This is a genomic window from Salinibacterium sp. ZJ70, from assembly GCF_011751865.2.
Classification (GTDB): domain Bacteria; phylum Actinomycetota; class Actinomycetes; order Actinomycetales; family Microbacteriaceae; genus Homoserinibacter.
The window spans coordinates 1,874,839-1,898,451 of the sequence record NZ_CP061770.1; the positions used below are offsets into that span (position 1 = coordinate 1,874,839).

At 68.5% G+C, this 23,613-nt stretch carries 21 protein-coding genes and 1 tRNA gene; 9 read left to right on the top strand and 13 right to left on the bottom strand.

Translation table 11 applies throughout. The features are described 5' to 3' along the window. The first annotated feature begins 238 nt into the window (after positions 1-238). The 5 genes from HCR12_RS08890 to HCR12_RS08910 all read left to right on the top strand — a co-directional run bounded on the left by HCR12_RS08890 (position 239) and on the right by HCR12_RS08910 (position 3,983). The gene (locus tag HCR12_RS08890; RefSeq protein WP_166865504.1) at positions 239-931 is read left to right on the top strand and encodes a phosphocholine cytidylyltransferase family protein; all 693 of its coding nucleotides are present in this window, start codon (positions 239-241) and stop codon (positions 929-931) included. Between the two features lie 43 nt (positions 932-974). After that, positions 975-1,775, top strand: a complete 801-nt coding sequence (locus HCR12_RS08895) for an ABC transporter permease (protein WP_224763376.1) — start codon at positions 975-977, stop codon at positions 1,773-1,775. Then, complete coding sequence (locus HCR12_RS08900; protein ID WP_166865506.1) at positions 1,775-2,521, top strand: ABC transporter ATP-binding protein; 747 nt, start codon at positions 1,775-1,777, stop codon at positions 2,519-2,521. The genes HCR12_RS08895 and HCR12_RS08900 overlap by 1 nt, the downstream gene beginning before the upstream one ends. A 40-nt stretch (positions 2,522-2,561) precedes the next feature. Next, entirely contained in the window at positions 2,562-3,449 is an 888-nt protein-coding gene (locus HCR12_RS08905; protein WP_166865510.1) for a hypothetical protein, read from the top strand. Between the two features lie 78 nt (positions 3,450-3,527). Further along, the gene (locus HCR12_RS08910; protein WP_166865514.1) at positions 3,528-3,983 is read left to right on the top strand and encodes an iron chaperone; all 456 of its coding nucleotides are present in this window, start codon (positions 3,528-3,530) and stop codon (positions 3,981-3,983) included. Here the strand turns inward: HCR12_RS08910 and HCR12_RS08915 are convergent. Then, on the bottom strand, positions 3,980-5,281 hold the full coding sequence (locus tag HCR12_RS08915; protein ID WP_166865517.1) for a CDP-glycerol glycerophosphotransferase family protein: 1,302 nt from the start codon (positions 5,279-5,281) through the stop codon (positions 3,980-3,982). The genes HCR12_RS08910 and HCR12_RS08915 overlap by 4 nt on opposite strands. Before the next feature lie 154 nt (positions 5,282-5,435). Between HCR12_RS08915 and HCR12_RS08920 the strand changes: the two genes are divergently transcribed. Both HCR12_RS08920 and HCR12_RS08925 read left to right on the top strand, forming a co-directional pair. Beyond that, positions 5,436-5,837, top strand: coding sequence for a pyridoxamine 5'-phosphate oxidase family protein (locus HCR12_RS08920; protein WP_224763378.1), 402 nt, complete (start codon positions 5,436-5,438; stop codon positions 5,835-5,837). A 52-nt stretch (positions 5,838-5,889) separates the two neighbouring features. Further along, a complete protein-coding gene (locus tag HCR12_RS08925; RefSeq protein WP_166865523.1) occupies positions 5,890-8,667 on the top strand; it encodes a CDP-glycerol glycerophosphotransferase family protein in 2,778 nt (925 codons plus the stop codon). 20 nt (positions 8,668-8,687) lie between these two features. On the opposite strand, the gene HCR12_RS08930 is transcribed toward HCR12_RS08925, so the two are convergent. Beyond that, the gene (locus tag HCR12_RS08930; RefSeq protein WP_166865526.1) at positions 8,688-9,734 is read right to left on the bottom strand and encodes a glycosyltransferase family 2 protein; all 1,047 of its coding nucleotides are present in this window, start codon (positions 9,732-9,734) and stop codon (positions 8,688-8,690) included. A gap of 141 nt (positions 9,735-9,875) precedes the next feature. After that, a complete protein-coding gene (locus HCR12_RS08935) occupies positions 9,876-11,513 on the bottom strand; it encodes a S1C family serine protease (protein WP_166865530.1) in 1,638 nt (545 codons plus the stop codon). 130 nt (positions 11,514-11,643) lie between these two features. Here HCR12_RS08935 and HCR12_RS08940 point away from each other — a divergent pair, with 130 nt between their 5' ends. Both HCR12_RS08940 and HCR12_RS08945 read left to right on the top strand, forming a co-directional pair. Beyond that, positions 11,644-12,828 (top strand): aminotransferase class I/II-fold pyridoxal phosphate-dependent enzyme, encoded by a 1,185-nt coding sequence (locus HCR12_RS08940; RefSeq protein ID WP_166867305.1) that lies wholly within the window; start codon positions 11,644-11,646, stop codon positions 12,826-12,828. Between the two features lie 81 nt (positions 12,829-12,909). Next, positions 12,910-13,554: a hypothetical protein gene (locus HCR12_RS08945; protein ID WP_166865534.1), complete on the top strand. Its 645-nt coding sequence runs from the start codon at positions 12,910-12,912 to the stop codon at positions 13,552-13,554. A 39-nt stretch (positions 13,555-13,593) separates the two neighbouring features. Here the strand turns inward: HCR12_RS08945 and HCR12_RS08950 are convergent, their stop codons facing one another. The 10 genes from HCR12_RS08950 to HCR12_RS08995 all read right to left on the bottom strand — a co-directional run bounded on the left by HCR12_RS08950 (position 13,594) and on the right by HCR12_RS08995 (position 23,590). Next, positions 13,594-14,412 (bottom strand): carbon-nitrogen hydrolase family protein, encoded by an 819-nt coding sequence (locus HCR12_RS08950; RefSeq protein ID WP_166865538.1) that lies wholly within the window; start codon positions 14,410-14,412, stop codon positions 13,594-13,596. A 173-nt stretch (positions 14,413-14,585) separates the two neighbouring features. Further along, the gene (locus tag HCR12_RS08955) at positions 14,586-14,966 is read right to left on the bottom strand and encodes a PPOX class F420-dependent oxidoreductase (RefSeq protein ID WP_166865542.1); all 381 of its coding nucleotides are present in this window, start codon (positions 14,964-14,966) and stop codon (positions 14,586-14,588) included. Between the two features lie 65 nt (positions 14,967-15,031). After that, positions 15,032-15,108, bottom strand: a tRNA-Met gene (locus HCR12_RS08960). Positions 15,109-15,144: 36 nt separating this feature from the next. Continuing rightward, on the bottom strand, positions 15,145-16,764 hold the full coding sequence (locus HCR12_RS08965) for a metallophosphoesterase family protein (RefSeq protein ID WP_166865545.1): 1,620 nt from the start codon (positions 16,762-16,764) through the stop codon (positions 15,145-15,147). Positions 16,765-16,774: 10 nt separating this feature from the next. Further along, positions 16,775-17,182, bottom strand: coding sequence for a roadblock/LC7 domain-containing protein (locus HCR12_RS08970; RefSeq protein WP_166865548.1), 408 nt, complete (start codon positions 17,180-17,182; stop codon positions 16,775-16,777). 86 nt (positions 17,183-17,268) lie between these two features. Then, positions 17,269-17,766 (bottom strand): roadblock/LC7 domain-containing protein, encoded by a 498-nt coding sequence (locus tag HCR12_RS08975; protein ID WP_166865551.1) that lies wholly within the window; start codon positions 17,764-17,766, stop codon positions 17,269-17,271. After that, positions 17,763-18,323 (bottom strand): GTP-binding protein, encoded by a 561-nt coding sequence (locus tag HCR12_RS08980; RefSeq protein ID WP_166865554.1) that lies wholly within the window; start codon positions 18,321-18,323, stop codon positions 17,763-17,765. The genes HCR12_RS08975 and HCR12_RS08980 overlap by 4 nt, the downstream gene beginning before the upstream one ends. Next, positions 18,316-18,975, bottom strand: a complete 660-nt coding sequence (locus HCR12_RS08985) for a hypothetical protein (protein ID WP_166865557.1) — start codon at positions 18,973-18,975, stop codon at positions 18,316-18,318. Before HCR12_RS08985 ends, HCR12_RS08980 begins: the two co-directional genes overlap by 8 nt. A gap of 510 nt (positions 18,976-19,485) precedes the next feature. Continuing rightward, positions 19,486-22,392 carry a UPF0182 family membrane protein gene (locus tag HCR12_RS08990; protein WP_224763380.1) on the bottom strand — a complete coding sequence of 969 codons (2,907 nt, stop codon included), beginning with the start codon at positions 22,390-22,392 and terminating at the stop codon, positions 19,486-19,488. Between the two features lie 94 nt (positions 22,393-22,486). Continuing rightward, entirely contained in the window at positions 22,487-23,590 is a 1,104-nt protein-coding gene (locus tag HCR12_RS08995) for a YlbL family protein (protein WP_224763383.1), read from the bottom strand. Positions 23,591-23,613: the final 23 nt, after the last annotated feature.

Below are 23,613 nucleotides of genomic sequence, written 5' to 3' on the forward strand. Positions count from 1 at the left end.
CACCACGCCCTTCCTCCGAGAGAGATGAGCCAGAATCATCCCCGGGGTGGATCCCTCGCCTTCGCCGTCACTGCAGAGTTATCACGAATCGGGAACGAACAGGCGATACCCCGTGACTTCCCATACGCCGTCAGTAAACTCTCCAACGCACAACGGCGTGTCTTCACCACTGCTTGCAACCGAACATCGCGGCTGATCGGCCCATGTACGCAAGCCCGAGACCTCCGAGGAGTCCCCTGTGACCACGAACATCGTGATCCTTGCCGCTGGCATGGGCAGCCGCCTGGGCCGTTCGCTTCCGAAGCCGCTCACCGAACTCGCTGACGGCCGCACGATCATGAAGCAGCAGTTCGACAACATCCACCAGGCGTTCGGTCGCGACGTCAAGGTGACGATCGTGGTCGGCTACAAGCTCGAGCACATCGTCGAAGCGTTCCCGAACGCGAACTTCGTGCACAACGAGGCGTATGACCAGACCAACACCTCCAAGAGCCTCCTGCGGGCTCTCCAGGCCACCAAGCACGCTCCCGTGCTGTGGATGAACGGCGACGTCGTCTTCGACCCCGAGGCGCTTGTGCGCGCCGGCGACCTCGTCGCCCGCGGCCAGAGCTTCGTGGCCGTCAACACCGCGAAGGTGTCCGACGAAGAGGTCAAGTACACGACCGCCGCCGACGGCAGCATCAAGCTCCTGTCGAAGCAGGTCAAGGGCGGCCTGGGCGAAGCGGTCGGCATCAACTTCGTGTCGCAGAACGACAAGCAGGCGCTCATCCACCACCTGCAGCGCGTCGACGACCAGGACTACTTCGAGCGCGGCATCGAGCTCGCGATCGAGCACGATGGCCTTCGCTTCATGCCCGTCGACATCTCCGACCTCTACGCGGTCGAGGTCGACTTCGCCGAGGACCTGGAGCGCGCGAACCTCTTCGTGTGAGTCGTCGCACGTCATCCGCGCCTGCGCGGACTAGATTGACGGGGTGAGTTCTGCCGCGCTGTCCCGACGCGAGTTGTCGCCGTTCACGCGGTACCGCCGCTCGCTGTGGCTGCTGACCACGCGCGACCTCAAAGTGCGGTACTCGACGTCGTTCCTCGGGTACTTCTGGTCGATCCTCGACCCGCTGCTGATGAGCCTCATCTACTGGTTCGTCTTCACGCAGGTGTTCGACCGCTCGGTGGGACTCGAGCCGTACATCGTGTTCCTGCTCTGCGCGCTCCTGCCGTGGACGTGGTTCAACGGCGCCATCTCGGATGCCACACGCGCCTTCACCAAGGAGGCGAAGCTCATCCGGTCGACGACGATCCCCCGCACCATCTGGGTGGCTCGGCTCGTGCTGTCGAAGGGCATCGAGTTCGTGGCCGCGATCCCGATCATCGCGGTGTTCGCGATCTTCACCGGTGCGACGCTGCACTGGGAGGCCGTGTACGCCCTCCTCGGCATCCTCCTGCAGGCCATCCTGATGATGGGAATCGGACTGTTCGTGGCGCCCCTGGTGGTGTTCTTCCGCGATCTGGAGCGGGCGGTGAAGCTCATCCTGCGCTTCCTCTTCTACGCGTCGCCCATCATCTACGGGCTCCACGATCTGAAAGACGTGGGACTTGAGCAGTGGGGCGCGCTCAACCCCCTCGCCGGCATCTTCAGCCTCTATCGCGCCGCGTTCTTCCCGCAGCAGCTGGACTGGTTCGCGGTCGCGATCTCCGCGGGCGTGAGCCTGGTTGCGTTCGCGGTCGGTCTCCTCGTGTTCCGCCGCACCATCCGCACCGTGCTGAAGGAGATCTGATGACGTCAGACGACGTGGTCATCGCGGTGCGCGATGCCGGCATCCGGTTCAAGCGCAACCGGTCGTCGCGCCGCAACTTCAAGGATCTGTTCGCCGGCCGCAAGCGCCGCACGCGTCCCGGCGAGTTCTGGGCGCTGAGGAACGTGGACTTCGAGGTGCGCGCGGGTGAGGCCATCGGCGTCGTCGGACGCAACGGCCAGGGCAAGTCGACTCTGCTGAAGCTCGTGGCGCAGGTGGTGTTCCCCGATGAGGGCTCCGTCTCCGTGCATGAGGGCGTGGCCCCGCTCATCGAGATCACCGGCGGCTTCGTGAACGACCTCTCGGTGCGCGAGAACGTGTACCTCACGGCCGGGCTGCACGGGATGACGCGGCGTGAGATCGACGAGTGCTTCGACGAGATCATCGACTTCGCCGAGATCGGCGACTTCGTCGACACCCCGTACAAGCACCTCTCGAGCGGCATGAAGGTGCGCATCGCGTTCGCGGTGATCTCGCGACTCGAGGAGCCGATCCTGCTCGTCGACGAGGTGCTCGCGGTGGGCGACAAGGCATTCCGCGACAAGTGCTACACGCGCATCGAGGAGCTGCTCGCGGGAGGCCGCACACTGTTCTTCGTCTCGCACAACGAGCGCGACCTGCTGCGCTTCTGCACGCGCGGCCTCTACCTCGACAAGGGCGCACTCAAACTCGACGGCCCGATCAGCGAGGTCGTCGCGCAGTACAACGCCGACTACGGCACCCGCTGATTCCTGGCTCGCGCACATGCTTGTCGCATAGCGTGGGCTCGTGGACGAATCCCGCACCAACGCTGATGTGACTCCCCCGGGCACGGACGCCTCCACCCTGCCGCCTCCGCAGGCGACCGCGGATGAGGTGCAGCTGTCGCGGATCGACATGATCCTCGATCGCATCATGTCGGTGCAGCGCCCGGCGGTGCTCGCGCACCTGCGCGGCATCCGCTCGTACCATCCCGATGCCTCGCCCGAGCAGGTGCTGCGCATCCTCGAGCGACGCTACCTCGCCACCGTCACCACGAGCGGTGCCGGCGTCGGCGTCGTGGGCGCGGTGCCCGCAGTCGGCACAGCGGCGGCGCTCGCCCTCTCGACGGCAGACACCGTGCTCTTCCTCGAGACGACGGCCCTCTACGCGCAGTCGGTCGCCGAGCTGCACGGCATCCCGGTCGAGGATCCGGAGCGCGGCAGAGCGCTCGTGCTCGCGATGGTCGTGGGCGGGCCGTCGAAGGAGCTGCTCACCCAGCTCGCCGGACGCGCCACCGGACGCGCGCCTGCGCAGCAGGAGTTCTGGGGCGCGATGATCGCCAAGAACCTCCCCCGCACAGCTGTCGTGCAGTTCATGGACAATGTGCGCCGCGTGTATCTGCCCCGGATGATCGCGAAGACGACGGGCACGATCGTGGGTCGTGTGCTGCCGTTCGGCATCGGCGCGGTCGTCGGAGGCACGGCCAGCCAGATCCTCGGGCGACGCGTGATCGCGACCTCGCGTGTGGCGTTCGGGCCTCCGCCGCCCTGGTTCCCCGAGAGCACGACGCCGAAGGTCGTCATCCGCGATAAGCGGGCCGCGAAGAAGGCGGAGCGCGCCGTCGTCACGCAGCAGCGCCGCTCGATCCGCGCCGCCAAGCGCACCCCGGGCGCTCCGTCGACCCCACCGGGGTGATCCGCGGGCCGATCACGATTCGAGAAGCGCCGCCGCATCCGATCGCCGTACGCTCATCCCACGGGAACGGAGGATCACATGGCTGGCACGACAGATCGCGGTTCGGAGGTCTGGACCGAAGAGGAGAAGGCGGCGATGCGCGAGAGCGCGGCCGAACGCAAGGCGCAGCGCAGCCGTCGGGGCTCGAAGGCTGAGAAGGCAGCCGCCGATGCCGCCGCCGTGCTCGAGAAGATCGCCGAGATGCCGGACGACGATCGGGCGATCGCAGAGGCGGTGCACCGGATCGTGACCGAGAACGCGCCGCAGCTCGCGCCGAAGACCTGGTACGGCATGCCCGCGTACTACCGCGACGGCAAGGTGCTGTGCTTCTTCCAGTCGGCTGCGAAGTTCACGACCCGCTACTCGACTCTCGGGTTCGACGACAGCGCGGCCCTCGACGACGGCGACATGTGGGCGACGACCTTCGCGATCACCAAGCTGACTCCGGCGGTCGAGAAGCGGATCGCCGAACTGCTCGCGTCCGCGCTCGGCTAGTCGTCGGCTGAGGGGAAGCCCTCGTCGTCCTCATCGTCGTCGAGCGGATCCGATTCGGAGGTGAGGGGGTCGTCGCTGTGCACGCGCGCCTGGCGCTCCCATTCGGCGATGAGCGTCTCGACGGCTGCGTGGAAGCGCGCGGTCGCCGCCCCGGGCGTGGTGTCGCCGAAGTGGTGGTTGGCCCAGTACGCGAGCGTCTCGCGGGCCTTCGGGTCGTTGAGGGCGCGGTCGACCTCCGTGAGGACGTCCGCCGCCTGATCGGCCGTGAGCCACTCCGCGGCCCCGAGGTAGCCTCCCTCGTCGACCTCGGCATCAGGTGACGCCGGACGGGTGACGAGGATGGGCTTGCCCACGGCGAGACGGTCGTAGACCATCGCCGAGATGTCGGTGATCGCCACATCGGCCGCGGCGAGCTGCCAGCCGAGCTGCGGACCGTCGTCGAAGACGTGGTGCGCGGTCGGGTCAGCCGCGTTCGCGGCGGCGATCGCCGCGATGATGCGCTGGTTCGCCGCGCGGTACTCGCGATCGATCACTCCGGAGCGAGGGTGCGGTCGGTAGACGAGCCGGTGATCGGGCGACGCGAGGATGGCTTCGGTGAGCGCGACACCGTGGGTGGCGATCGAGCCGTATGCGGCCGCCGGGCGGTCGCCCTCCCACGTGGGGGCGTAGAGCACCACCGTGCGATCGTCGTCGGGGTACGGAACTTCGCCTGCGAAGTGGTCCGCCTGCGGACGCCCGATGGCGAGCGCCTTGGTGGCGACGTTGTAGGCCCACAGCTTCTTCGAGAGGCGATCCTTGGCAGCCTGACCGGCGACGAACGCGTAGTCGTACGCCTTGAACTGGTTCGAGGTCATGTACATCTTGTCGGACTCGCCGTGGTTGATGAACACGTGCCACATGCGCCCATACCGGAACATCTGGAAGTTCTTCATGTTCTGGTTCACGTACAGCACCATCCGGAGGTCCTGTCGACCCACGAACGCCTCCAGGTCGGTGACCTTGCGGCAGTAGACGACGGGAACCGGCGACTCGTCCTTGAGAACGAGCGTGGCGCCCGGGCTGCGGGTGATGATCGCGACGGGATGCGTCTTCGCGAGCTCCGCGAGCGGCGCGTACCACTGGCGGATCTGGTAGAGATTCACGCGCGCGTCGGCGAAGTAGACCGCGATGTGCACGCCCGGCTTCTCGCCGGTGCCCTCTGCCTCGATGCGCTCCGCGAGGGCACGGCGCGTTGTGCGTGAGCGCAGCGCGTTGCGCAGAACCTTCCGCGCGGCTTTGATGTCGCTGGTCAGCCCCATCGTTCGTCCTTCCTCGGGCGCTCTCGGCGCCTCTTCCATTACACCAGCCGAGCTGCGCGGCCCCGGCGCGTGCGCGGGCATCGTTATGGAACCGGTGGGTGACGCGGGACTTTCGTCACACCATCCGAGCCTCCGCATCCGGTTGGATGGTGAGGTGACCACCAACCCCGTGACGCGCCTCACCGACGACCAGTGCTGGGCTCTCCTCGAACGCGAGCGATTCGGCCGCCTCGCCACCAACGCCCTCGGCGTCATGGACATCACGCCGATCAACTACGTGAGCGACAACCGCACCCTGCTCATCCGCACCGCGCCCGGCTCGAAGCTGCTCGAACTCACCGTCAACAGCGACGTCGCCTTCGAGATCGACGAGCGGGCGCCCGGATACGCGTGGAGCGTCGTGCTCAAGGGCCGTGCCCGCATGATCACCGACGCGCACGAGATCGCCGTGGCCGAGCGCGCAGGTCTGCAGACCCAGATCGCCACCGAGAAGACCATCTGGGTGCGCATCGAGCCCACGCAGGTCTCGGGGCGCCACTTCGTGCTCAGCGCGTAGTCCCCCAACTGCGCCTCGTGCCCGGCATGCCGTGCATGACAGAATCGGGAACGTGCCGGCCACCTTCACCTTCGGATCCGGCAACGCCCGCAAACTGCTGAGGCTGCCGCTCTATGCGCTCGGCGCGCTCGTCTCCCTCGTCGTGCCGCGCAGCCGCCGCCTGTGGGCGTTCGGATCCGGGATCGGCCCGGGCGAGGGCGCCCTGCCGCTCTACCGCCTCGCCCGTGAACGGCTCGATGGCGACATCCGCCTCGTCTGGCTCGCGTCGAGCGATGCCGAGCTCGCACATGCCCGGCAGCTCGGACTCGACGCCGTCATGAAGCACGGGTTCCGCGGCTTCTGGCTCACTCTGCGCTCCCGCGTGCTCGTCGTGACGCACGGGTTCGGCGACGTCAACCGCTACGCCACCCGCGGAGGGTTCGTGGTGCAGCTGTGGCACGGCATCCCGCTGAAGAAGCTGCACCTGGACTCCCCCGCGACTCTCAAGATCAGCGGCATCCCCGACAACCGCTACGTGCGCGCGCTCCTGCGCCGTGCGTACAGCGTCGCGGGCCGCGGCATCGACCTCTTCCCCGTCGCATCCGAGCTCGTCGCGCCCCGCATCGCGACCGCATTCGGGGTTCCGCGCGAGCGGATCGTGGCCGTCGGCGACATCCGCGACGATGCACTCTGCGCCATCTCGCCCGCCGAGGCGCGCGAACGCGCCCGCGCGCAGCTCGACGAGACCGTCGGCCCCATCGACTCCTCGACGCGCGTCGTGCTGTACGCGCCCACCTGGCGCGACGGCGGGGTCGACCCCGGCATTCCCACGCAGGGCGACTGGAAGCTCATCGCCGCGTGGCTGGAGGCGCGCGACGCCGTGCTGCTCGTGCGCGCTCATCCGCTCGGGCTCGGGGACTACCAGCGCGGCCCTGCGACGTCGTCGCGCATCCGCATACTGAGCTCGCGCGAGATCGCGGATGTCACGCCCGTGCTTCCCGGCGTCGACGCTCTCGTCACCGACTACTCGTCGATCGCCTACGACTACGCGCTCACCGACGGCCCCATCGTGTTCTTCGCCACCGATGTGGAGCTGTACGCCCGCCGCCGCGGGCTCTACGAGAACTACCGCATCTTCAGCGACGACCGCGCGGTCTCGACGTGGGCGCACGTTCTCGAGCAGCTCGATGAGGCGGGCACGGACTCCGATCTGGGTCTGCGACTCACACGTCACTCCACGTGGCTGCGCGAAGAGCACTTCGATCGGCTCGACGGACGCGCGGCCGAGCGCGTGCTGCACGAGATCCTCGCGCGCACCCGGCAGCCGACGCTCGATGCGCACGTCCCGGATGGCCGACTGCCGCGCGCTCGTGTCGTCGAGGCCGCGTTCGAAGAGGCCGCGGGCGGGCCGGCGCTGCGCGTGACGATCGCCGACCCGCCTCGCGATGTGGCGGCTCTGCGACTCGAGGGCTCCCGCGCCCGTGTCGATGCGTCCGTGGACGTCGGCGGAAGCCTGAGTGTGCGCCTCCCGCTGCTCGTCGACCGGTGGGGGTCGAGCAGTCTCGCACTCCCCTCGGGCCACTACCGTCTGACGATCGACGGCACTGTTCCCACGACCCGGGTGCACGTGGACACGGCGTTGCCATCGAGGTTCGAGCATCCGCTGTTCCATGCGCAGCTCGTCGACGAAGCAGGCGGCCTCGTGCTCGTGGTCTCGCCCCCGCTCGCCGACGACGAACGCGGAGCGGCAGCCCAGCGCCGACTCGAGCTCGAGTACCGACGCGCGGATCACACGGCTGAAGATGCCGTGTTCCTCGAGAGCTTCTACGGACAGTCGGCCTCGTGCAACCCGGCGGGGATCGCGCGGATGCTGCGGAAGATGAGACCCGGGATCACGCGCTACTGGAGCGTCATCGACGGCTCTGTCGCGATCCCCGACGGAGATGTGCGGCTCATCGAGGGCAGCCGTGAATGGTGGCGCGTGCGCGGCAGCGCACGTGTGCTCATCGTGAACGACTGGCTGCGCAAGCGGTTCCGCCGTCAGCCGCACCAGCACGTCCTGCAGACCTGGCACGGCACGATGCTCAAGCGGCTCGCACTGGACCGCCCGCGTGTGGGTCTGCGGACGCGGCTCGCGGTGAAGCGCGAGAGCGCTCGCTGGGACGCGCTCCTCACCCAGAACACGTACAGTGCGCGGATCTTCGCCCGCGCCTACGCATTCGACCGACCCACGTGGGACGAGGGATACCCCCGCAACGACCGGCTCGTCACCCACGTCGATGCAGACGCCATCCGCGACGCCGTCGGCATCCCGGCCGGCTCCCGCGTCGTGCTGTACGCGCCCACCTGGCGGGACGACCGCACCGAGATGGTCGACTATCTCGACCTCACCCGGTTCGCCGCGGAGCTTCCCGCCGACCACGTGCTGCTCGTGCGCGGCCACTCGCGCACCCTCCGCTACGGGCGCGACGTCGAAGGTCACCGCCTGATCGACGTCACGAGCTACCCCAACGTCACCGACCTGCTCGAGGTCTCGGACGTGCTCGTCACCGACTACTCATCGGTGATGTTCGACTTCGCAGCGACGGGTCGACCGATCGTGTTCTTCACGCCCGACCTCGCTCACTACAGCTCCGACCTGCGCGGCTTCTATTTCGACCTGCTCGCCGAAGCGCCCGGACCGATCGCCCGCACGCGCGATGAGCTGCTCGATGCGATCGTCGACATCGAACTCTGGCATGAGCGCTACCGTCGCCAGATGGCGCGATGGCGCGAGCGCTTCACGCCGCTCGACGACGGCCGCGCAGGCGAGCGCGTCGTGAGACGCATGATCGACCTCGACTGGATCTGATCGGCGAACCCTGCGCTGCGTCAGGATTCGGTGCGCGAGGTGTCGACGGCGTTGCCGCCGCCGCGTGTCACCCCGACCAGGAATCCCGCGCCCCAGCTCACGTGCATCACGAAGATCGCGTACATGAAGCGCAGCCGGTCCGAGAGCGAGCCGTGGGACCGGATGGCGGCGAGCACCAGCAGACCCACATAGGCGAGCGGGCCGAGGTACACCAGAGACAGAAGCCACGCGACGGGGCCTGCGATGAGTCCCGTGAGCAGGAAGGGCGCGAGCAGCACGCACAGCGCCAGCCCGATGACGAAGAGCGGGGGCGCGAAGTAGCGCGCGGAGTTGCGCAGGCCGAGACGCCTCACGAGCTCGCCTCGCCAGATGCCGGTCGCCCAGAACTGTCGTGAGAGCGCACCCCACGTGGAACGCGGCCAGTACCGCACGTGCAGCGACGGGTCGAACCACACGAGATGCCCGCGCTCGCGCAGCCGGAAGTTCAGCTCCCAGTCCTCGCCGCGACGGACCGTCTCGTCGTAGCCGCCGACCTCGCGCAGCACCCCGGCATCCATGATGCCGAGGTAGGCGGATTCGGCGGGGCCCGCGCTCGCGTCCACGAGGTGGTACGTGCCGCCTCCGAGTCCGAAGCGACTGTTGTAAGCGCGTGCGATCGCGATCTGCACGCCGGAGCGTCCATCGGCGAGCATGACTCCCCCGACGCTCGCGGCGCCCGTGCGCCGCAGCACCTCCACGCCGCGTGCCGTGTAGTCAGGGGCGAGCTCGGTGTGGGCGTCCACTCGCACGATCACCGGGTACTGCGCGGCGGCGATCGCCAGGTTGAGGCCGATCGGGATGTCCATGCCGGGGTTCTGCACGACGCGGATGCGCGGATCGTCTGCGACGAGGCCGTCGACGACCTGGCTCGTTCCGTCGGTCGAGGGGCCGAGAGCGAGAATCACCTCGACCGGGCCGTCGTAGCGCTGGTCGAGAACCGAGCGCACGGCATCCGCGATGTATCCGACCTCATTGAGCACGGGCATCACGTATGAGACCCCCGAGAGCTCGTGGGGGGCGTCGGCCATACATCCTCCGGTCTCCGCGTCAGCGGCGGTTCGATCGAGCCTAGCAACGGCGGCGTGCACAACCGCGGCGACGCGAGACACGCAGGATGAGAACGGGGCGGCACGCGCATGCGCGGCCGCCCCGTTTCGGAGTTCAGCGGATCACGGAAGTGCGCCGAGAGTCACCTCGACGGTGGAGCGCTTGCCGTCGCGCACGAACACGAGTTCGGTCGATTCGCCCGCGGGGAGGGCGCGCACCTGCGCCGTGAGATCCACGGAGCTCGTAATGGGCTTGCCCGCGAACTCGGTCACGACGTCGCCTGCGCGCAGCCCTGCGGCCTCGGCGGCACCATCGCCGGTGATCTCCTGGATGACCGCTCCGACGACGTCCGAGTCCTCGGAGGTGGCCGTGGTGACGCTCGCTCCAAGCAGGCCGTGCGAGGCTTCGCCCTCGTCGATGAGCTCCTCAGCGACGCGCTTCGCGAGCGACGACGGGATCGCGAAGCCCACGCCGATCGATCCGCTCTGACCCGAGTTGAATCCTCCGGTCGATGCGATCGCGACGTTGATGCCGACCAGGCGGCCCTCATCATCGACGAGCGCACCGCCCGAGTTGCCGGGGTTGATCGCGGCGTCGGTCTGGATGACGGGGATGGAGATCGACGCGCTCGGCTGCGCCTGCTGGTTCTCGCCACCTCCGTCGAAGTTCCAGAAGTCGAACGGGCCGGGCCCGCTGTTGTCGTCCTCCGGGGCGTCGCCCTGCTCCTCAGGGACGGCCGACGACGCCACCTGGATGCTGCGATCGAGAGCACTCACGATGCCGTCGGTGACCGTATTGGCAAGCCCCAGAGGCGCGCCGATGGCGATGACGCGGTCACCCACGCTGAGCTCGTCGGAGTCGGCCCACTCGATCGGGGAGAGCCCTTCGGGGTCCGCGACCTTGAGCACGGCGAGGTCCACCGTCGGGTCGAGTCCGACGACCTCGGCGCTGAAGATGCGTCCGTCGAAGGTCGTGACCTGGATCTGGGGAGTGCTCGACGCGCCGTCGAGCGTGACGACGTGGTTGTTGGTGAGGATGTAGCCGTCCTTGCTCAGGATGACTCCGGATCCGGACCCGCCGCTGTCGTTCGCGCTCACGTTGATCGTGACGACCGACGGTGCGGCCTTTGCGGCGACGGCCGTGACGAGCTCTGCCTCGTCAGGATTCTTGATGGTGATGGTCTGGGGGTCGGACGTGGTCGTTCCCGACTGGCCGCCGTTCTGCGCGCTGATCGCCCATGCGGCGACACCGGCTCCGGCCCCTCCGCCGATGAGAGCCGCGACGAGCGCGGTCGCGACGAGAGGCGCGGAGAGCCATCGCTGCTTGCGCTCTGTCGTTTCGGTCGTCTGCTCGATCTTGGCCGCGGAAGGTCCCCCGAACGTCGGCGAGGGCTGGCCGGTGGGATGGCTGGCCGTCGGGGCTGCGGTCGGCTGATAGGGCGGCGGGGTCGTGGCTGCCGGCGGAGTCGACGCAGTGGGCGTGGACGCGGGCTGCGCAGTGGGTGGCGTCGAAGCCACAGGCGTCGGCGACGCCGCAGGCGGAACGGGCGCAGAGTGCGTGGTCGACGCCGCAGGCGGCGTCGTGGCAGCAGGCGGCGTGGGCGCGACGGGCGGCGCGGATGCCGGAGTCGCGGGAGGCGCACCCTCGACCGGAGTCGCCGCAGTCGGCTCGCCAGTCGACTCGGTCGGCAGCGCCGCGTCGGAAGCGGAATCAGCCGACTCGACGGGTTCGGAGGTGGGGTTCGTCGGTGTCTCGGACATCGGTGCTCCTTTCCAAGCACCGCAATCGTCCAACCGAAAGCTGAACGAACCGTAAGGCGCCCCTGGGAGCCTACTTGGCCGACCCCAAGCGGCGTCGGATAGCGTGGGACGAGTGACTGAACGACCCTGGATGCGCGTCGCGCGAGGTGCCCTGCTCGTCGACCCTGACGGCTCCGCACGCCCCACGATCTTCGCCGAGATGTCAGCTCTCGCTGCTGCCACAGGCGCCCTCAACCTCGGCCAGGGGTTCCCCGACGAGGACGGCCCCGCCGAGGTTCTCGAGGCGGCTCGAGAGGCCATCGCATCCGGTCTCAACCAGTACCCGCCTGGGCTCGGCATGCCGGTTCTGCGCGACGCTATCGCGCGTCATCAGAAGCGCTTCCGCGGCCTCGAGGTCGACCCCGACACCGAGGTTCTCGTGACGGCGGGTGCCACCGAGGCGCTCACCGCGACCCTTCTCGCCTTCGTGGACGCGGGCGACGAGGTCGTGACCCTCGAGCCCGCATACGACTCCTACGTCGCTGCCATCGCGCTCGCAGGTGGGCGCCACGTGGCTGTCCCTCTCACGGCGCCCGACTTCCAGCCCGACCCCGACGCCCTGCGCGCGGCTGTGAACGACCGCACGGCCGTCATCCTCCTCAACTCGCCGCACAACCCGACAGGCTCGGTGCTCGACCCGTCGTTCCTCGACCTCGCGATCGAGCTCGCGCACCGCCACGACGCGATCGTCGTCACCGACGAGGTGTACGAGCACCTGGTCTTCGATGGCGTGACGCACGTCCCCGCGGCGACGCGGCCCGGTGCGCACGGACGCGTCGTGTCGATCTCGAGTGCGGGCAAGACGTTCTCGACCACCGGCTGGAAGATCGGATGGATCACTGCCGCGCGCGAGCTGCGGGATGCGATTCTCGCCGTCAAGCAGTTCCTCACCTACGTCAACGGCGGCCCGTTCCAGCCCGCGATCGCCGTGGGACTCGACCTTCCCGACACCTACTTCACAGACGCCGCCGCGACGCTGCAGATGAAGCGCGACATCCTCTCGGCCGGGCTCCGCGATGCCGGGTTCACCGTCAGCGTCCCGCAGGGCTCGTACTTCGTCGTCGCCGATGCCGCACCGCTCGGTGTTGACGATGCGGGTGCCTTCTGCCGTCGGCTTCCGGAACTCGCCGGTGTGGTCGGCATCCCCCTCACCGCATTCGTGCACCCGGATCGCCGTATGCCGTACAGATCTCTGGTGCGGTTCGCGTTCTGCAAGCGCGTCGAGGTGCTCACGGAGGCCGCCGACCGTCTCGGAGCGCTTCGCAACGGCTCCTGAGGGCGTCCCCCGAACAGGGCAAGGTACGGCGTCGCCTGTACGCCTAGCCTGGGGCGGTACACCAATTACCGGAACGGAACCATGGACTCCACCACCCCACTGGCTCCCCGCATCCTGGACGCGGCAGAGGCGATCGTCATCGGCGACGGCCTGGACGCTCTCGGGTACGGCACCCTCTCCGAGCGCCTGGGTGTCGCCCGTGAGTCGATCCGCGCCACCTACCCGGTGTTCGAGCAGCTGCTCGGGAGCGTGCTCGCACGGATGACCGCCTCCCTCGCGCACGTCGTCGTCGACAATGTGGAGCGCGACCCACGCGGCGGTCTGCCCTCACGAATCTACGGATACGCGCTCAGCGCCATCTACGAGACGCCTCTCGCGCGCGCCCTCTACTTCGCCGACCCGCAGGCGCTCGCGCGCACGATGCGCACGCTCGATGGCGTCGGGGCCGTGCCCGACCTGTCGATCAGTCCTGCGCTGCTTCCCGACCTGCAGACGGCTGGCATGGCGCGTGCCGACATCGACGCCTCGAGCGTCTCCGCTGTCCTCCAGGCGATCGGAGCCGGGGTGTCGATGACCTCCTCCGAACAGCGTCTCTCCGACATCTCCGCCGGGCTCCGCACCCTGCTGGAGCGCGCAGTCGACGCGGACCCGGAAGACACCGCTCCCGGCAAGGAGATCGCCTACCGCTACGCGGCGCGGGTCATTCGCGCGGGATCGCTCTCCTGAGCGCGACCTGACGCGCACGCTGCGATCAGCAGGCCCCGATCAGCAGGGCTCGACGCGGAAGCGACGGAGCTTCAGTGCGGGGTTGATGTGTCGCACATCGGCGACGCGCTTCGCGTCGACCCAGGCGACCGCGACATCCGTGGTCTCGCCGAGGGTGACGAGCTCGACGCCCATCGGATCGACGACCATGCTGTTGCCCACGCCCACGGGCGGCGCGTGGTCGGCAGCCGCTACGAAGACGGTGTTCTCGATCGCGCGCGCGGTGAGCAGCGTGCGCCAGGCGGATTCCTTCAACGGGCCCCGTACCCACTCCGCCGGCACGAGCACCAGATCGACACCCGCGTCGACGAGCTGGCGCGTCACCTCGGGGAAGCGCACGTCGTAGCAGGTCTGGATGCCGATGGTGAAGCCGCCCGCGTGGAACGTCTGCGGCTCCTGGATCGTGCCGGGGACGATCCAGTCGGATTCGCGCGACCCGAACGCGTCGTACAGATGCACCTTGCGGTAGCGCGCGATCAGCTCGCCGTCGGGGTCGAGCACGACGACCGTGTTGGCGGCGCGCTCGGTCTCCCCCGGCACCAGCTCGAGCATGCCCGCGACGATGTGCACGCCGAGCTCGGAGGCGATCTCGGCGAGACCGCGCACGAACGGACCGTGCAGCGTCTGCGCATTCTCGACCCAGTCCGGCCCCATCGTGGGGGTGAAGTAGGACGAGTACTCGGGGAAGACCACGAGCATCGCACCGCGGGACACCGCGTCGACGGCGAGGCGCGACATCTGCTCCAGGTTGGCGGAGGTGTCATCGCTCGGCGCGAACTGCGCCACAGCGACGGCGTAGGGGGCGTGCTCGGTGTTCATACCCGCCACCCTACGCTCGGCCGCACGGACGCGCCTCAGCCTGATGCGGTTCGTGCGTCGACACGCAGGGAGGAGTCCAGAGGATCCCGTCGATGTCGCCGACGGCGACGTGCCACTCGGTGACGCCGCGGATCACAGCCCCCGAGCGCACACGGCGCCCAGAGCCGATCGCGTCAGGCGGTGCGGAACTGCGGGGACCCGAGGACCCGCTCGACCGTCAGCTCGAGTACGACGCGTTCGGGGTTGGGCCGCGGTGCGCGGTAGCGGGCCGTGTACAGCTCGACGGCGAACGCGACCGACTCGGCATCCTCGAGGATCCGCGCGGGGCCTTCGAAGCTCAGCCAGCGCATCCCATCGACGGTGCTGACGCTCGCACGCCCGGAGCGCGCGGCGTTCACGAACTTCTGCGAGCCTCGCGTGCCGATGACGCGCACGATGCCGTCGCGATAGGTGATGCCGACGGGAACGGCATGGATGCGTCCGTCGCGCCCGATCGTCGAGAGGGTCGCGAGGTGATACTCGGACAGGAAGTCGAGGGCGTCTGGCGTGATCATGTCTCTCCGAAGGAAGATGATGCCGGAAATGAAGAAGGCCGCCCTCTCGGACGGCCTTCTTCGTGTGGTTGCGGGGACAGGATTTGAACCTGCGACCTCTGGGTTATGAGCCCAGCGAGCTACCGAACTGCTCCACCCCGCGTCGGTAATACCAGCCTAACACGGTTTCGGAGGGGTCCTAACCAGCGCGGTCGAGGCGCTCGATGAGCTTGTGCGGGAACCCCTCGCGGCGCATGCGCTCCTGCACGGCACGGTGGTCGTAGGCCACGCGCTCGAAGCGCACCGTCGACGCCTCGACATCGAGCACGGCGTACGCGGCGCCCGGCATGCCGTCGCGTGGCTGCCCGAGGCCACCGGGACACACGAGCGCAGCGTGCTGGCGCCGGAGATCGAGGATCGTCCGCGGGTCGTGGAACTCGCCGGGTGCCCCGCGCAGCCGCCGCACCCAGGCGCCCGCGATGTGGGTGTTGCCGTGGAGGCACACCCGGATGCCGTCGAGCTCGAGGGCTGCGAGGTTGTCGTCGGCGGTCATCCGATACACGTAGGCATTGAAGCGCTCAGGGTCGATGGGCGCGCCGTGCAGCGCGAGCCAGCCGTCGGCGTCGTGCAGCTCACGCGGCAGCGACTCGAGCCACGCGCGTGCCGCCGCGTCGAGCCGCCCCCGCGTCCAGTCAGCCGACCAGCGCGCGTCCGGGTTGAACGTCGCCGGGGTGTCGGCGATCGCGGCGAAGTCATGATTGCCGAGGATGCCGACCACCCGAGGGTCGCCCGCGAGTCGGTGCACCACCTCCGCGGGATCGGGCCCATATCCGACGGAGTCCCCGAGCACGACGATCCGTGAGGCCGTGCGCGCGTCATCGGTGTCGAGAACCGCCTCGAGGGCGTCGAGATTGGCGTGGACATCGGCGATGAGGAGCACGGGGCCGACTGCTGCTGCCTGCGCAGGTGCGGATGACTGAGCGAGACCGCGTGGTTCCCCGGCCTCGAACGAGACAGCCTCGGGAGCACCCTCAGCCGGTTGCGGTGACGAAGAGATCAGCGGCCGCGTGGGGGTCGGAACATGCCGCGTGAGCGCTGCGGCCACGCCGAGGCTCAGACCGTTGCCGCTGCCCCGACGCAGCGAGTCGGCGAGGTCGCGCCCTGCGACGAGCTGGGGTCGCCGGCGCATCTGCTCGCGGAGCTCGGTTCCGAGCGCCTCGCCATGCAGCGGAGTGAGAGAGGGGATGCGCCTGCCGAGCACGTCGAGCGCGACGGCGAGGCCGATGCCGTCATCCCAGGGATAGAGATCATCGTCGAGGTAGCGCAGAGGGCCGTCGTCGACCCACGCGAAGTTCGACAGCCCCTCGTCGAGGCGCCAGCCCTGCAGCGCGGCATCCAGGTAGATGCGCGTGAAGTCGGCGCAGAAGTCGCGCCAGCGGTCGATGATCTCGGTATCGCTCCACAGATGAAGCGGCTTCAGACGGCTCGTCGCGACACCCAGACGGCTGCGCTCCCCACCCTCGATCACGAACCACGTGCGATCGGGCGCGTAGCAGCCGAGCGCGCGCTCTCGATCGATGCGGGCGGCGACCCAGCGGTCGACATCCGTCGAGGCGAGTTCGAACTCGACGCGTCCCTTGACGACGACGCGCGCCGATGCCCAGACGGTCGTGGAGCTGCGCCCGGGGAAGTCTGACGAGCGAGCGGTGGTCTGCGGGTGCTGGAGCGCCTCGACGATGAGCGCGCGATCGAGCACGCGCGTGGGGTCGACAGCCGCGACGACTCTCACAGTGTCGTCGGGTCGGCGCGGCTGTCTCACCCCGCTGTTCTCACGGTACGAGCGGCTCGATCTGGGGAGCCGCCATGCGAACGGCCGACCAGCCGAGGCCGAGGTTGGCACGGCGTCCGGTGATGAGCACGACGAGCGCGTTCGGCTTGTTGGGCAGCACGAGCATGAAGTGGTACGTGTGCTCGGTGGTCATCTGGATCTCGCGCGTGAGGCGGCGAGGCGGCACTCCGCGCTGCTGCGCGATGAGCGTCTCGACGGCGCTCACCGTGCGGCCGCGGAACATGTCGACGGCGGCTGCCGCGACGGCGTCCAGGTAGCTCTGCGTGAAGTACGGGACGTTGTGAGTGGCGGCGAGCAGGAGGCCCGACTCCAGGTCGACGACAGCGAAGCCGAGACCGTCGTCGACGGAGTTGAGAACGGTGCGGCAGTGGTCTTCGAGTGCGCTCATGTACGGGCTCTTTCTTCGATGTGCGAACCGTCGCCTGAGTTCGCCGGGGAAACCGGGTTCGGCGATTCGGGCGCGCGGGCGGGTGGTTACGGGTAAAGCGACTGAGTCGTCTGGAGGACGGGTGCCTCCGGGACGATAGGAGCACTGTATCGGGCGGCGACCGCCGCGGAGGGTTGCCGCGCGAGGGCCGCGAGAGCGTCGCCGATCTCCTGTGTGGCGAGACGCACGAGTGAGAGCGCCGTGCCGAGGTTGTCACCCATGCGGAAGTGCGCGGCGACGACGTACGGCTGATCGGAAACGCGCATCTGCACTACGAACCCCTGGGTCGCCTGCACGATGACGGCCTCGCCGTGCCCGGCGCTGAGTTCGGCGACGACGGCCTCGCCGAGCGCCTGCACCGAGCTCGAGATGCTCGCGAAGCGTCCGTCGCTCTCGCCGCCGGCAGGCGTGCGGGTCACCTCGAAGCCGTCATCCGAGAGCAGCAGGGCGAGGGCGAGCGATCCTGCGCTCTGACGGATCCGTTCGAGCGCGGCGGTGCCGATGGTGACGATCTCAGGGGCGAACCTCTCGTCGGCGAAGGTCATGCCGTTTCCTTTCCGTAGATCAGGGCTCGTGCGTCGATGCCGGCTGCGAGCACCGAGAGCATCGTCGTGAGGTCACTACGCCGGCGGGCGTCGACCGTGAACACCGGCGCAGGGAGTTCGGGGAACCGTGCCGCAAGCAGGCGGCGGTAGTCCTCGAGCGACGGCCCGGATGCGAGGTCACTGCGGGTGATGCCGACGACCACGGCGCCTCGGCGTCCGATCTCGGCGAAGTCGGTGAGGAAGGAGTCGAGGTCGCCGAGCGGGTCGGGCGCGTCACCGCGCACGAGCACGAGCAGTCCGACAGCACGCTGGGCGAGGATCTTCCACATGAAGGCGAACCGTCGCTGCCCGGGGATGCCGTACAGCCGGAGCTTCTCGCGGGGCGCGAGTTCGATCTCGCCGTAGTCGAGGGCGACCGTCGTGGTCTCCTTGTCGACCACGTCGCGTTCGGTGTTGCGCGCCTCGGTTGTGACGATCGGGATGTCGCTCACCGCCGAGATGGCGGTGGTCTTGCCTGCCCCCATGGGGCCAGCAACGAGGATGACGTGCTCAGCCATGCGCGACGACCCCCAGGCGCGAGCGCAGGCGCCCGAAAAGCCCACGGCGCTCACGTCCCACCTGGCGGGCGCGACGTGTCGCGTCCTCCACGATGGGCGGAGGGACGACCGAGCCCTGGCTCGCCTCAACGCCTCCGGCGAGAGCGAGCGCGTTGATGACCGCCTGAACTTCGGACTGGTCGGCGTCTGCGAGCGCCGCCGTCTCAGCGACGGTCAGTGCCTGACCGCTGCCGAGTGCCGCGAGGATGCGGATCTCGCTGCCGGAGTGCGTGAGCTGGGTGAGATTGGGCCAGCGTGTGAGGCGATAGCGATCCCCGGCGCGGAGCCAGAATGCAGGGCTGCCGCCGAAAGCCGCACGGCTGATCTTCCAGAGCAGCGGGTCGATGGGCGACCATTCGACCCACGGGAAGAGCTCCTGGTCGGGGTCGATCTGCTGCGAGTAGAGCGCAACGGTGCGCGGCGAGAGCGGCAGGGCGTCGAGCGGTCGGTCGATGTAGAACCGCGAGCGTGGGAAGTCGATCCACAGCGTCCCGAAGTCGGGTGAGGTCACTGCGAGTGCCATGGGCTGCTCGAACGACCGCATCGAGTTGATCGCTCCGGTGACGCTGGCCCATCCATCGGTGGTCGGCGGCACCGCCCCCTGCATCGACATGTAGCCCCCCTGGATGCATTGACAGTCACGAAAATATGACGTGTCATCGCAATACTACCTGCGGCGTTCCGCGGAAAGCCGGGACCAAAGGCCCTGTCGCTACCCCCAAATCGGACTACACAGACAGGTCAGTAGAGGGTCGCTGCGATGGCATAGTCGATCCGCATGCCGCATCGATCAGCGCCGTCACGACCTCCGCAATCGGATGCGTCCACGCCCCGGTGGTCGAGTTCCGCACCTCGACCCGGCATCCGCATAGTCACCCGCCTCGACGAGCACATCGGGCTGCCCACCGAACCAGCGGTAGCGCAGCACCGGGAGCCCGGGAGCCGGCCGATCGTGCCCCATGTGATGCACACGACGGCGAAGCTCGCTGGCCTCGGACGTCGATGCCCGGTCGTACATCTTGCTGCCCACGTGGATGGGAACGAGCTCATCCCAGCGCGCGATTGCGCTCCAGCCACTCCCCCTCGCGGAGGTCGACCTGCCGGGATGGCTCGTCCGTCATCGTCAGCCAGCTGCGGCGAGTGCCTTCTCGATCGCCGTCTGCATGCGCTTGTCGGCTTCAGCCGCGGCGACCAGGTCTCCGGCGGCGTACGCCGCCTGGCGGTCGTCGAACGCCTTCTTCCATTCGTCGAGCGCAGCCTTCACTGCAGCATCGGTGTCCGTCGAGCCACCGGTGCCCGGCTCAGCAGTGCCCGGATCGGTGCCGGGATCGGTTCCCGGATCCGTTCCAGGTTCGACGCCCGGATCCGCACCCGGGATGGTCTCGGCATCCGTGTCGCCGGCCTCGGCACCCGAGTCACCTTCGAACAGCACGTCGAGCGCCTCGGTGAGGGTGTCTTCGAACGCGACCTTGTCACCGAACGCCACGAGCACCTTGCGCAGGAGCGGGTAGCTGGTCTCACCCGTCGAGCGCACGTACACGGGCTGCACGTAGAGCAGACCGCCGCCGACGGGGAGCGTCAGCAGGTTGCCGCGCGTGACGGTCGTGGCACCGCGCTCGAGGAGCGCGATCTGGTTGGCGACCTCTGCCTCGGTGTTGAACGAGTTCTGCACCTGACCGGGGCCCGGCACGGTGTCCTGCGTGGGCAGGGTGAGCAGGGTCAGCTTGCCGTAGTTCTCGCCCGGGTCGGAGTTCGCCGCGAGGTAGCCCGTGAGCACGCTCTGGCTCTTCGCGTTCTTCGCGGGGATGAACGTCGAGTAGATCGAGAACGCGGGCGACTCCCATCCGGGAACCTGCATCGTGAGGTAGTACGGGGGCTGCTTGACGGCGCCCGACTGAGTCGGGTCATCCGGCGTCGCCCACGCGTTGTCTCCCGAGTAGAGCGATCCGGCGTCGGTCACGTGGTAGGTCTGCAGAACCGAGCGCTGCACCTTGAAGAGGTCGGCCGGGTAGCGCACGTGCGACATCAGCTCGTCGCTCATCTCGGATGCAGGAAGCAGCGTCGACGGGAACACCTTCTGCCACGTGGCGAGGATCGGGTCCTCCTCATCCCACGCGTAGAGGGTGACTTCACCCGTGTACGCGTCGACGGTCGCCTTCACCGAGTTGCGGATGTAGTTGACGTCGTCGAGCGGGAACGCCGGTGCAGGCGTGTAGGTGTCGGCGATGGTCGACGACAGCTGCTGGATGCTCGAGTACGGGTAGTCGGCGCTCACGGTGTAGCCGTCGACGATCCACAGCACCTTGCCGTCGACGACTGCCGGGTAGGTGTCGGAGTCGAGCGTCAGGTACGGAGCGACGTTCTTGACGCGGGTGAGCGGGTCGCGGTCGTAGAGGATCTGCGACTCGTCGGTGACGGCCTCCGAGAGGAGCATGTCAGCCGTCTGGAACTTGATCGCGTACGCGAGCTTCTTGACGATGTTGTCGAGCTTCGGTCCGCCGTCGCCCCGGAAGGTCGTCTTGGCGTTCGACTCGCTGTCTTCGCCGCCGCTCGGGTAGTCGAGCTCGACGGGGGCCGCGTCCTCGGGGGCGCCGACGATCGAGTACAGGGGCGAGTTCTCACCGAAGTAGATGCGCGGCTCGAAGTCGCCGAGCGCACCCACGGACGGGATACCCGCCTGCAGGAACTCGGGTTGGCCGTCGACCGTGCGCTTGTTGCCGTACGCGGCGACCACGCCGAAGCCGTGCGTGTAGACGAGCGCGCTGTTGTACCAGCTGCCGGTCTGCGTGCTCTGGTCGAGCTCGCGCACCGCGATCACGGTGTCCTGGGACTTGCCGTCGATCGTGTAGCGGTCGACGTCGAGGTGATCGGCGAACTGGTAGTACTGCTTGACGCGCTCGAGCTGCGCGAACGTGTCGCTCACGAGCGCGGGGTCGAGGATGCGGATGTTGGCGGTCGTCTCGGCGTCCTCACGGAGCGCGCCCTGAGAGGCCGTCGTCTCGGCGTCGTACGACACGACCTCGATGTCGTCGAGGCCGTAGGCCGTGCGGGTGGCGTCGATGTTGCGCTGGATGTACTCGGCCTCGGCAGTGCGCGCGTTCGGGTCGACCGTCAGGCGCTGCACGATGGCCGGGTACACGGTGCCCACGACGAGGCTCGCGACAAGCAGCAGACCGGTACCGATGATCGGCAGGCGCCAACGGCCGATCACCGCGGTCACGAGGAACAGCACAGCCACGAACGCGGCGATGCCGGCGAGGATGGCACGGCCGGGGATGCCGGCGTTGACGTCGGTGTAGAGCGCTCCGGTGACGAGGCCCGTGTTGGTCGTAAGGGTCGCGTACTGGTCGAGCCAGAGGCTGACACCCTGCAGCAGCAGGTAGATGCCCGCGGTGACGGCGAGCTGGATGCGCGCGGCGCGCGTGACGCGCACCTCACGGCCGTTCACACGGATGCCGCCGTACAGGTAGTGGGTCGCGACGGCCGCGATGCCCGCGATGAGCACGATCGCGGACGCGTATCCGACGAGGCCGCGGAAGAACGGGAGCTCGTAGATGAAGAACGAGACGTCGAAGCCGAACTGCGGGTCGACCGTGCCGAACTCGGTGCGGTTGAGGTACTGCAGTGCGACCGGCCAGCGCGCGGCGGTCGAGACGCCCACGAAGAGACCGAGCAGCACGGGGATGCCGATCATCGCGATGCGACGCAGCGGCTCGATGACCTGCTGGTAGCGGTCGAGCTCCGAGTTGAGCTTCTGGTACAGCGGCCGCGAGCGGAACGCGAGGAAGATGCTGAGGCCGACGACCGCGAAGGTCGCCGCGAACCCGATGCCGAACATGGCGGCCATCGCCCACCACTGGGTGGTGAGCACCGGCAGGAAGCCGAGTTGGTCGTACCAGAGGACGTTGGTGTACAGGTTGGCGAACACCAGGAACAGCACGACGAGGGCGACGAGGATCGCGATGACGATCGCGAACGTGCTGCGTCCCCGGGCGCGCGGATCGATGGTGCTGCTTGCGGCGGATGTCACGTGGGCGCTCCTGGCGGGTCAGCGGGGTCAGAACAAGCCCCGGCGGCTCCCCCTCATCCTAGGGGGGCCGTTCATCCCCCGCCTGGGAGCGTCGTCAGCTTTCGCACGTAGCGAACGCGGAGAGGTCCTGCCCGGCACCGATCGCCTCGACGACATCGACGGCCTCATCGAGGGTGTCGACGGCGAACACCGCGAGGCCGTCGGGAACGCTGCCGACGACCGCGGAGCAGTTGGCCTCGGGAGCGAGGAACCAGTCGGCTCCCGCGCTGCGCGCACCGTACATCTTCTGCACGATGCCGCCGATGGGCCCCACCTCGCCATCGGGCGTGATGGTGCCGGTGCCCGCGATGCGCTCGCCCCCGGTGAGCTCCCCCGGGGTGAGGGTGTCGTAGATGCCGAGGGCGAACATCATGCCGGCGCTCGGCCCGCCGACGTTCTGCAGGCGGACCTCGACGTCGAACGGGAACACGTAGCGATAGCCCGGCAGAACGCCGATCATGGGGCTCGGGTCGCTGGCGGAGCGCGCGACGGGCGTCACCTCGACGCTCAGCTCTTCGCCGTCGCGCACGATGTCGAGGGTGAGCGGTGTGCCGACACCCGCCTGCTGGACGACCGCGCGCAGATCGCTGTCTTCGACGATCGGCATGCCCTCGGCCGAGACGAGCTCGTCGCCGGGCTCCAGCACCTCGGACGCCGGGGTGTCTTCGGCGATCGTCATGGCGAGCACGCGCGTCTCATAGGGGATCTCGAGCTGTGTGAGCGCGGCCGCGACCGCATTCGACTGAGACGCCTCCATGTCGATCGCACTCTGTTCGCTCGCCTCGTCGGCGGTGCGGCCGTCGGGGTAGACGGCGTCGATGTCGAGCACGGCCTTCGTGGGGTCGAGGTTCGCGGCGAGGACGTCGAACCAGCTGATCGGGCGCTCGCGGGATCCGTCGAGGTAGACGGTCAGCAGGTCGAGTGAGCCCGTGGTGGGGTAGGTGGGCGCACCTTCGACATCGATGATGGGCACCGTCTCGTCGCCGTCGGTCGTATCACCGAGCGTGTTGTACACCGGACCCGGCCGTTCGACGACGAACGGTGCAGGCGAGACGCCGAAGACGAGCACTCCGAGCACGACGAGAACCACGACGATCTGCACGATCAGCTGAGTGCGCGACCCGCGGGACCCCTCGGGGATGATGTCGGTTGCGGTCACGCTCTTCCTCACGTGTTCGCTGC

Excerpts from the sequence above, each read along its gene's own strand:
- HCR12_RS08900 (WP_166865506.1), top strand. The coding sequence starts at position 1,775 with ATGACGTCAGACGACGTGGTCATCGCGGTGCGCGATGCCGGCATCCGG.
- HCR12_RS08910 (WP_166865514.1), top strand. The coding sequence starts at position 3,528 with ATGGCTGGCACGACAGATCGCGGTTCGGAGGTCTGGACCGAAGAGGAG.
- HCR12_RS08915 (WP_166865517.1), bottom strand. The coding sequence starts at position 5,281 with ATGGGGCTGACCAGCGACATCAAAGCCGCGCGGAAGGTTCTGCGCAAC.
- HCR12_RS08930 (WP_166865526.1), bottom strand. The coding sequence starts at position 9,734 with ATGGCCGACGCCCCCCACGAGCTCTCGGGGGTCTCATACGTGATGCCC.
- HCR12_RS08935 (WP_166865530.1), bottom strand. The coding sequence starts at position 11,513 with ATGTCCGAGACACCGACGAACCCCACCTCCGAACCCGTCGAGTCGGCT.
- HCR12_RS08940 (WP_166867305.1), top strand. The coding sequence starts at position 11,644 with ATGCGCGTCGCGCGAGGTGCCCTGCTCGTCGACCCTGACGGCTCCGCA.
- HCR12_RS08945 (WP_166865534.1), top strand. The coding sequence starts at position 12,910 with ATGGACTCCACCACCCCACTGGCTCCCCGCATCCTGGACGCGGCAGAG.
- HCR12_RS08950 (WP_166865538.1), bottom strand. The coding sequence starts at position 14,412 with ATGAACACCGAGCACGCCCCCTACGCCGTCGCTGTGGCGCAGTTCGCG.
- HCR12_RS08955 (WP_166865542.1), bottom strand. The coding sequence starts at position 14,966 with ATGATCACGCCAGACGCCCTCGACTTCCTGTCCGAGTATCACCTCGCG.
- HCR12_RS08970 (WP_166865548.1), bottom strand. The coding sequence starts at position 17,182 with ATGAGCGCACTCGAAGACCACTGCCGCACCGTTCTCAACTCCGTCGAC.
- HCR12_RS08975 (WP_166865551.1), bottom strand. The coding sequence starts at position 17,766 with ATGACCTTCGCCGACGAGAGGTTCGCCCCTGAGATCGTCACCATCGGC.
- HCR12_RS08980 (WP_166865554.1), bottom strand. The coding sequence starts at position 18,323 with ATGGCTGAGCACGTCATCCTCGTTGCTGGCCCCATGGGGGCAGGCAAG.
- HCR12_RS08985 (WP_166865557.1), bottom strand. The coding sequence starts at position 18,975 with ATGTCGATGCAGGGGGCGGTGCCGCCGACCACCGATGGATGGGCCAGC.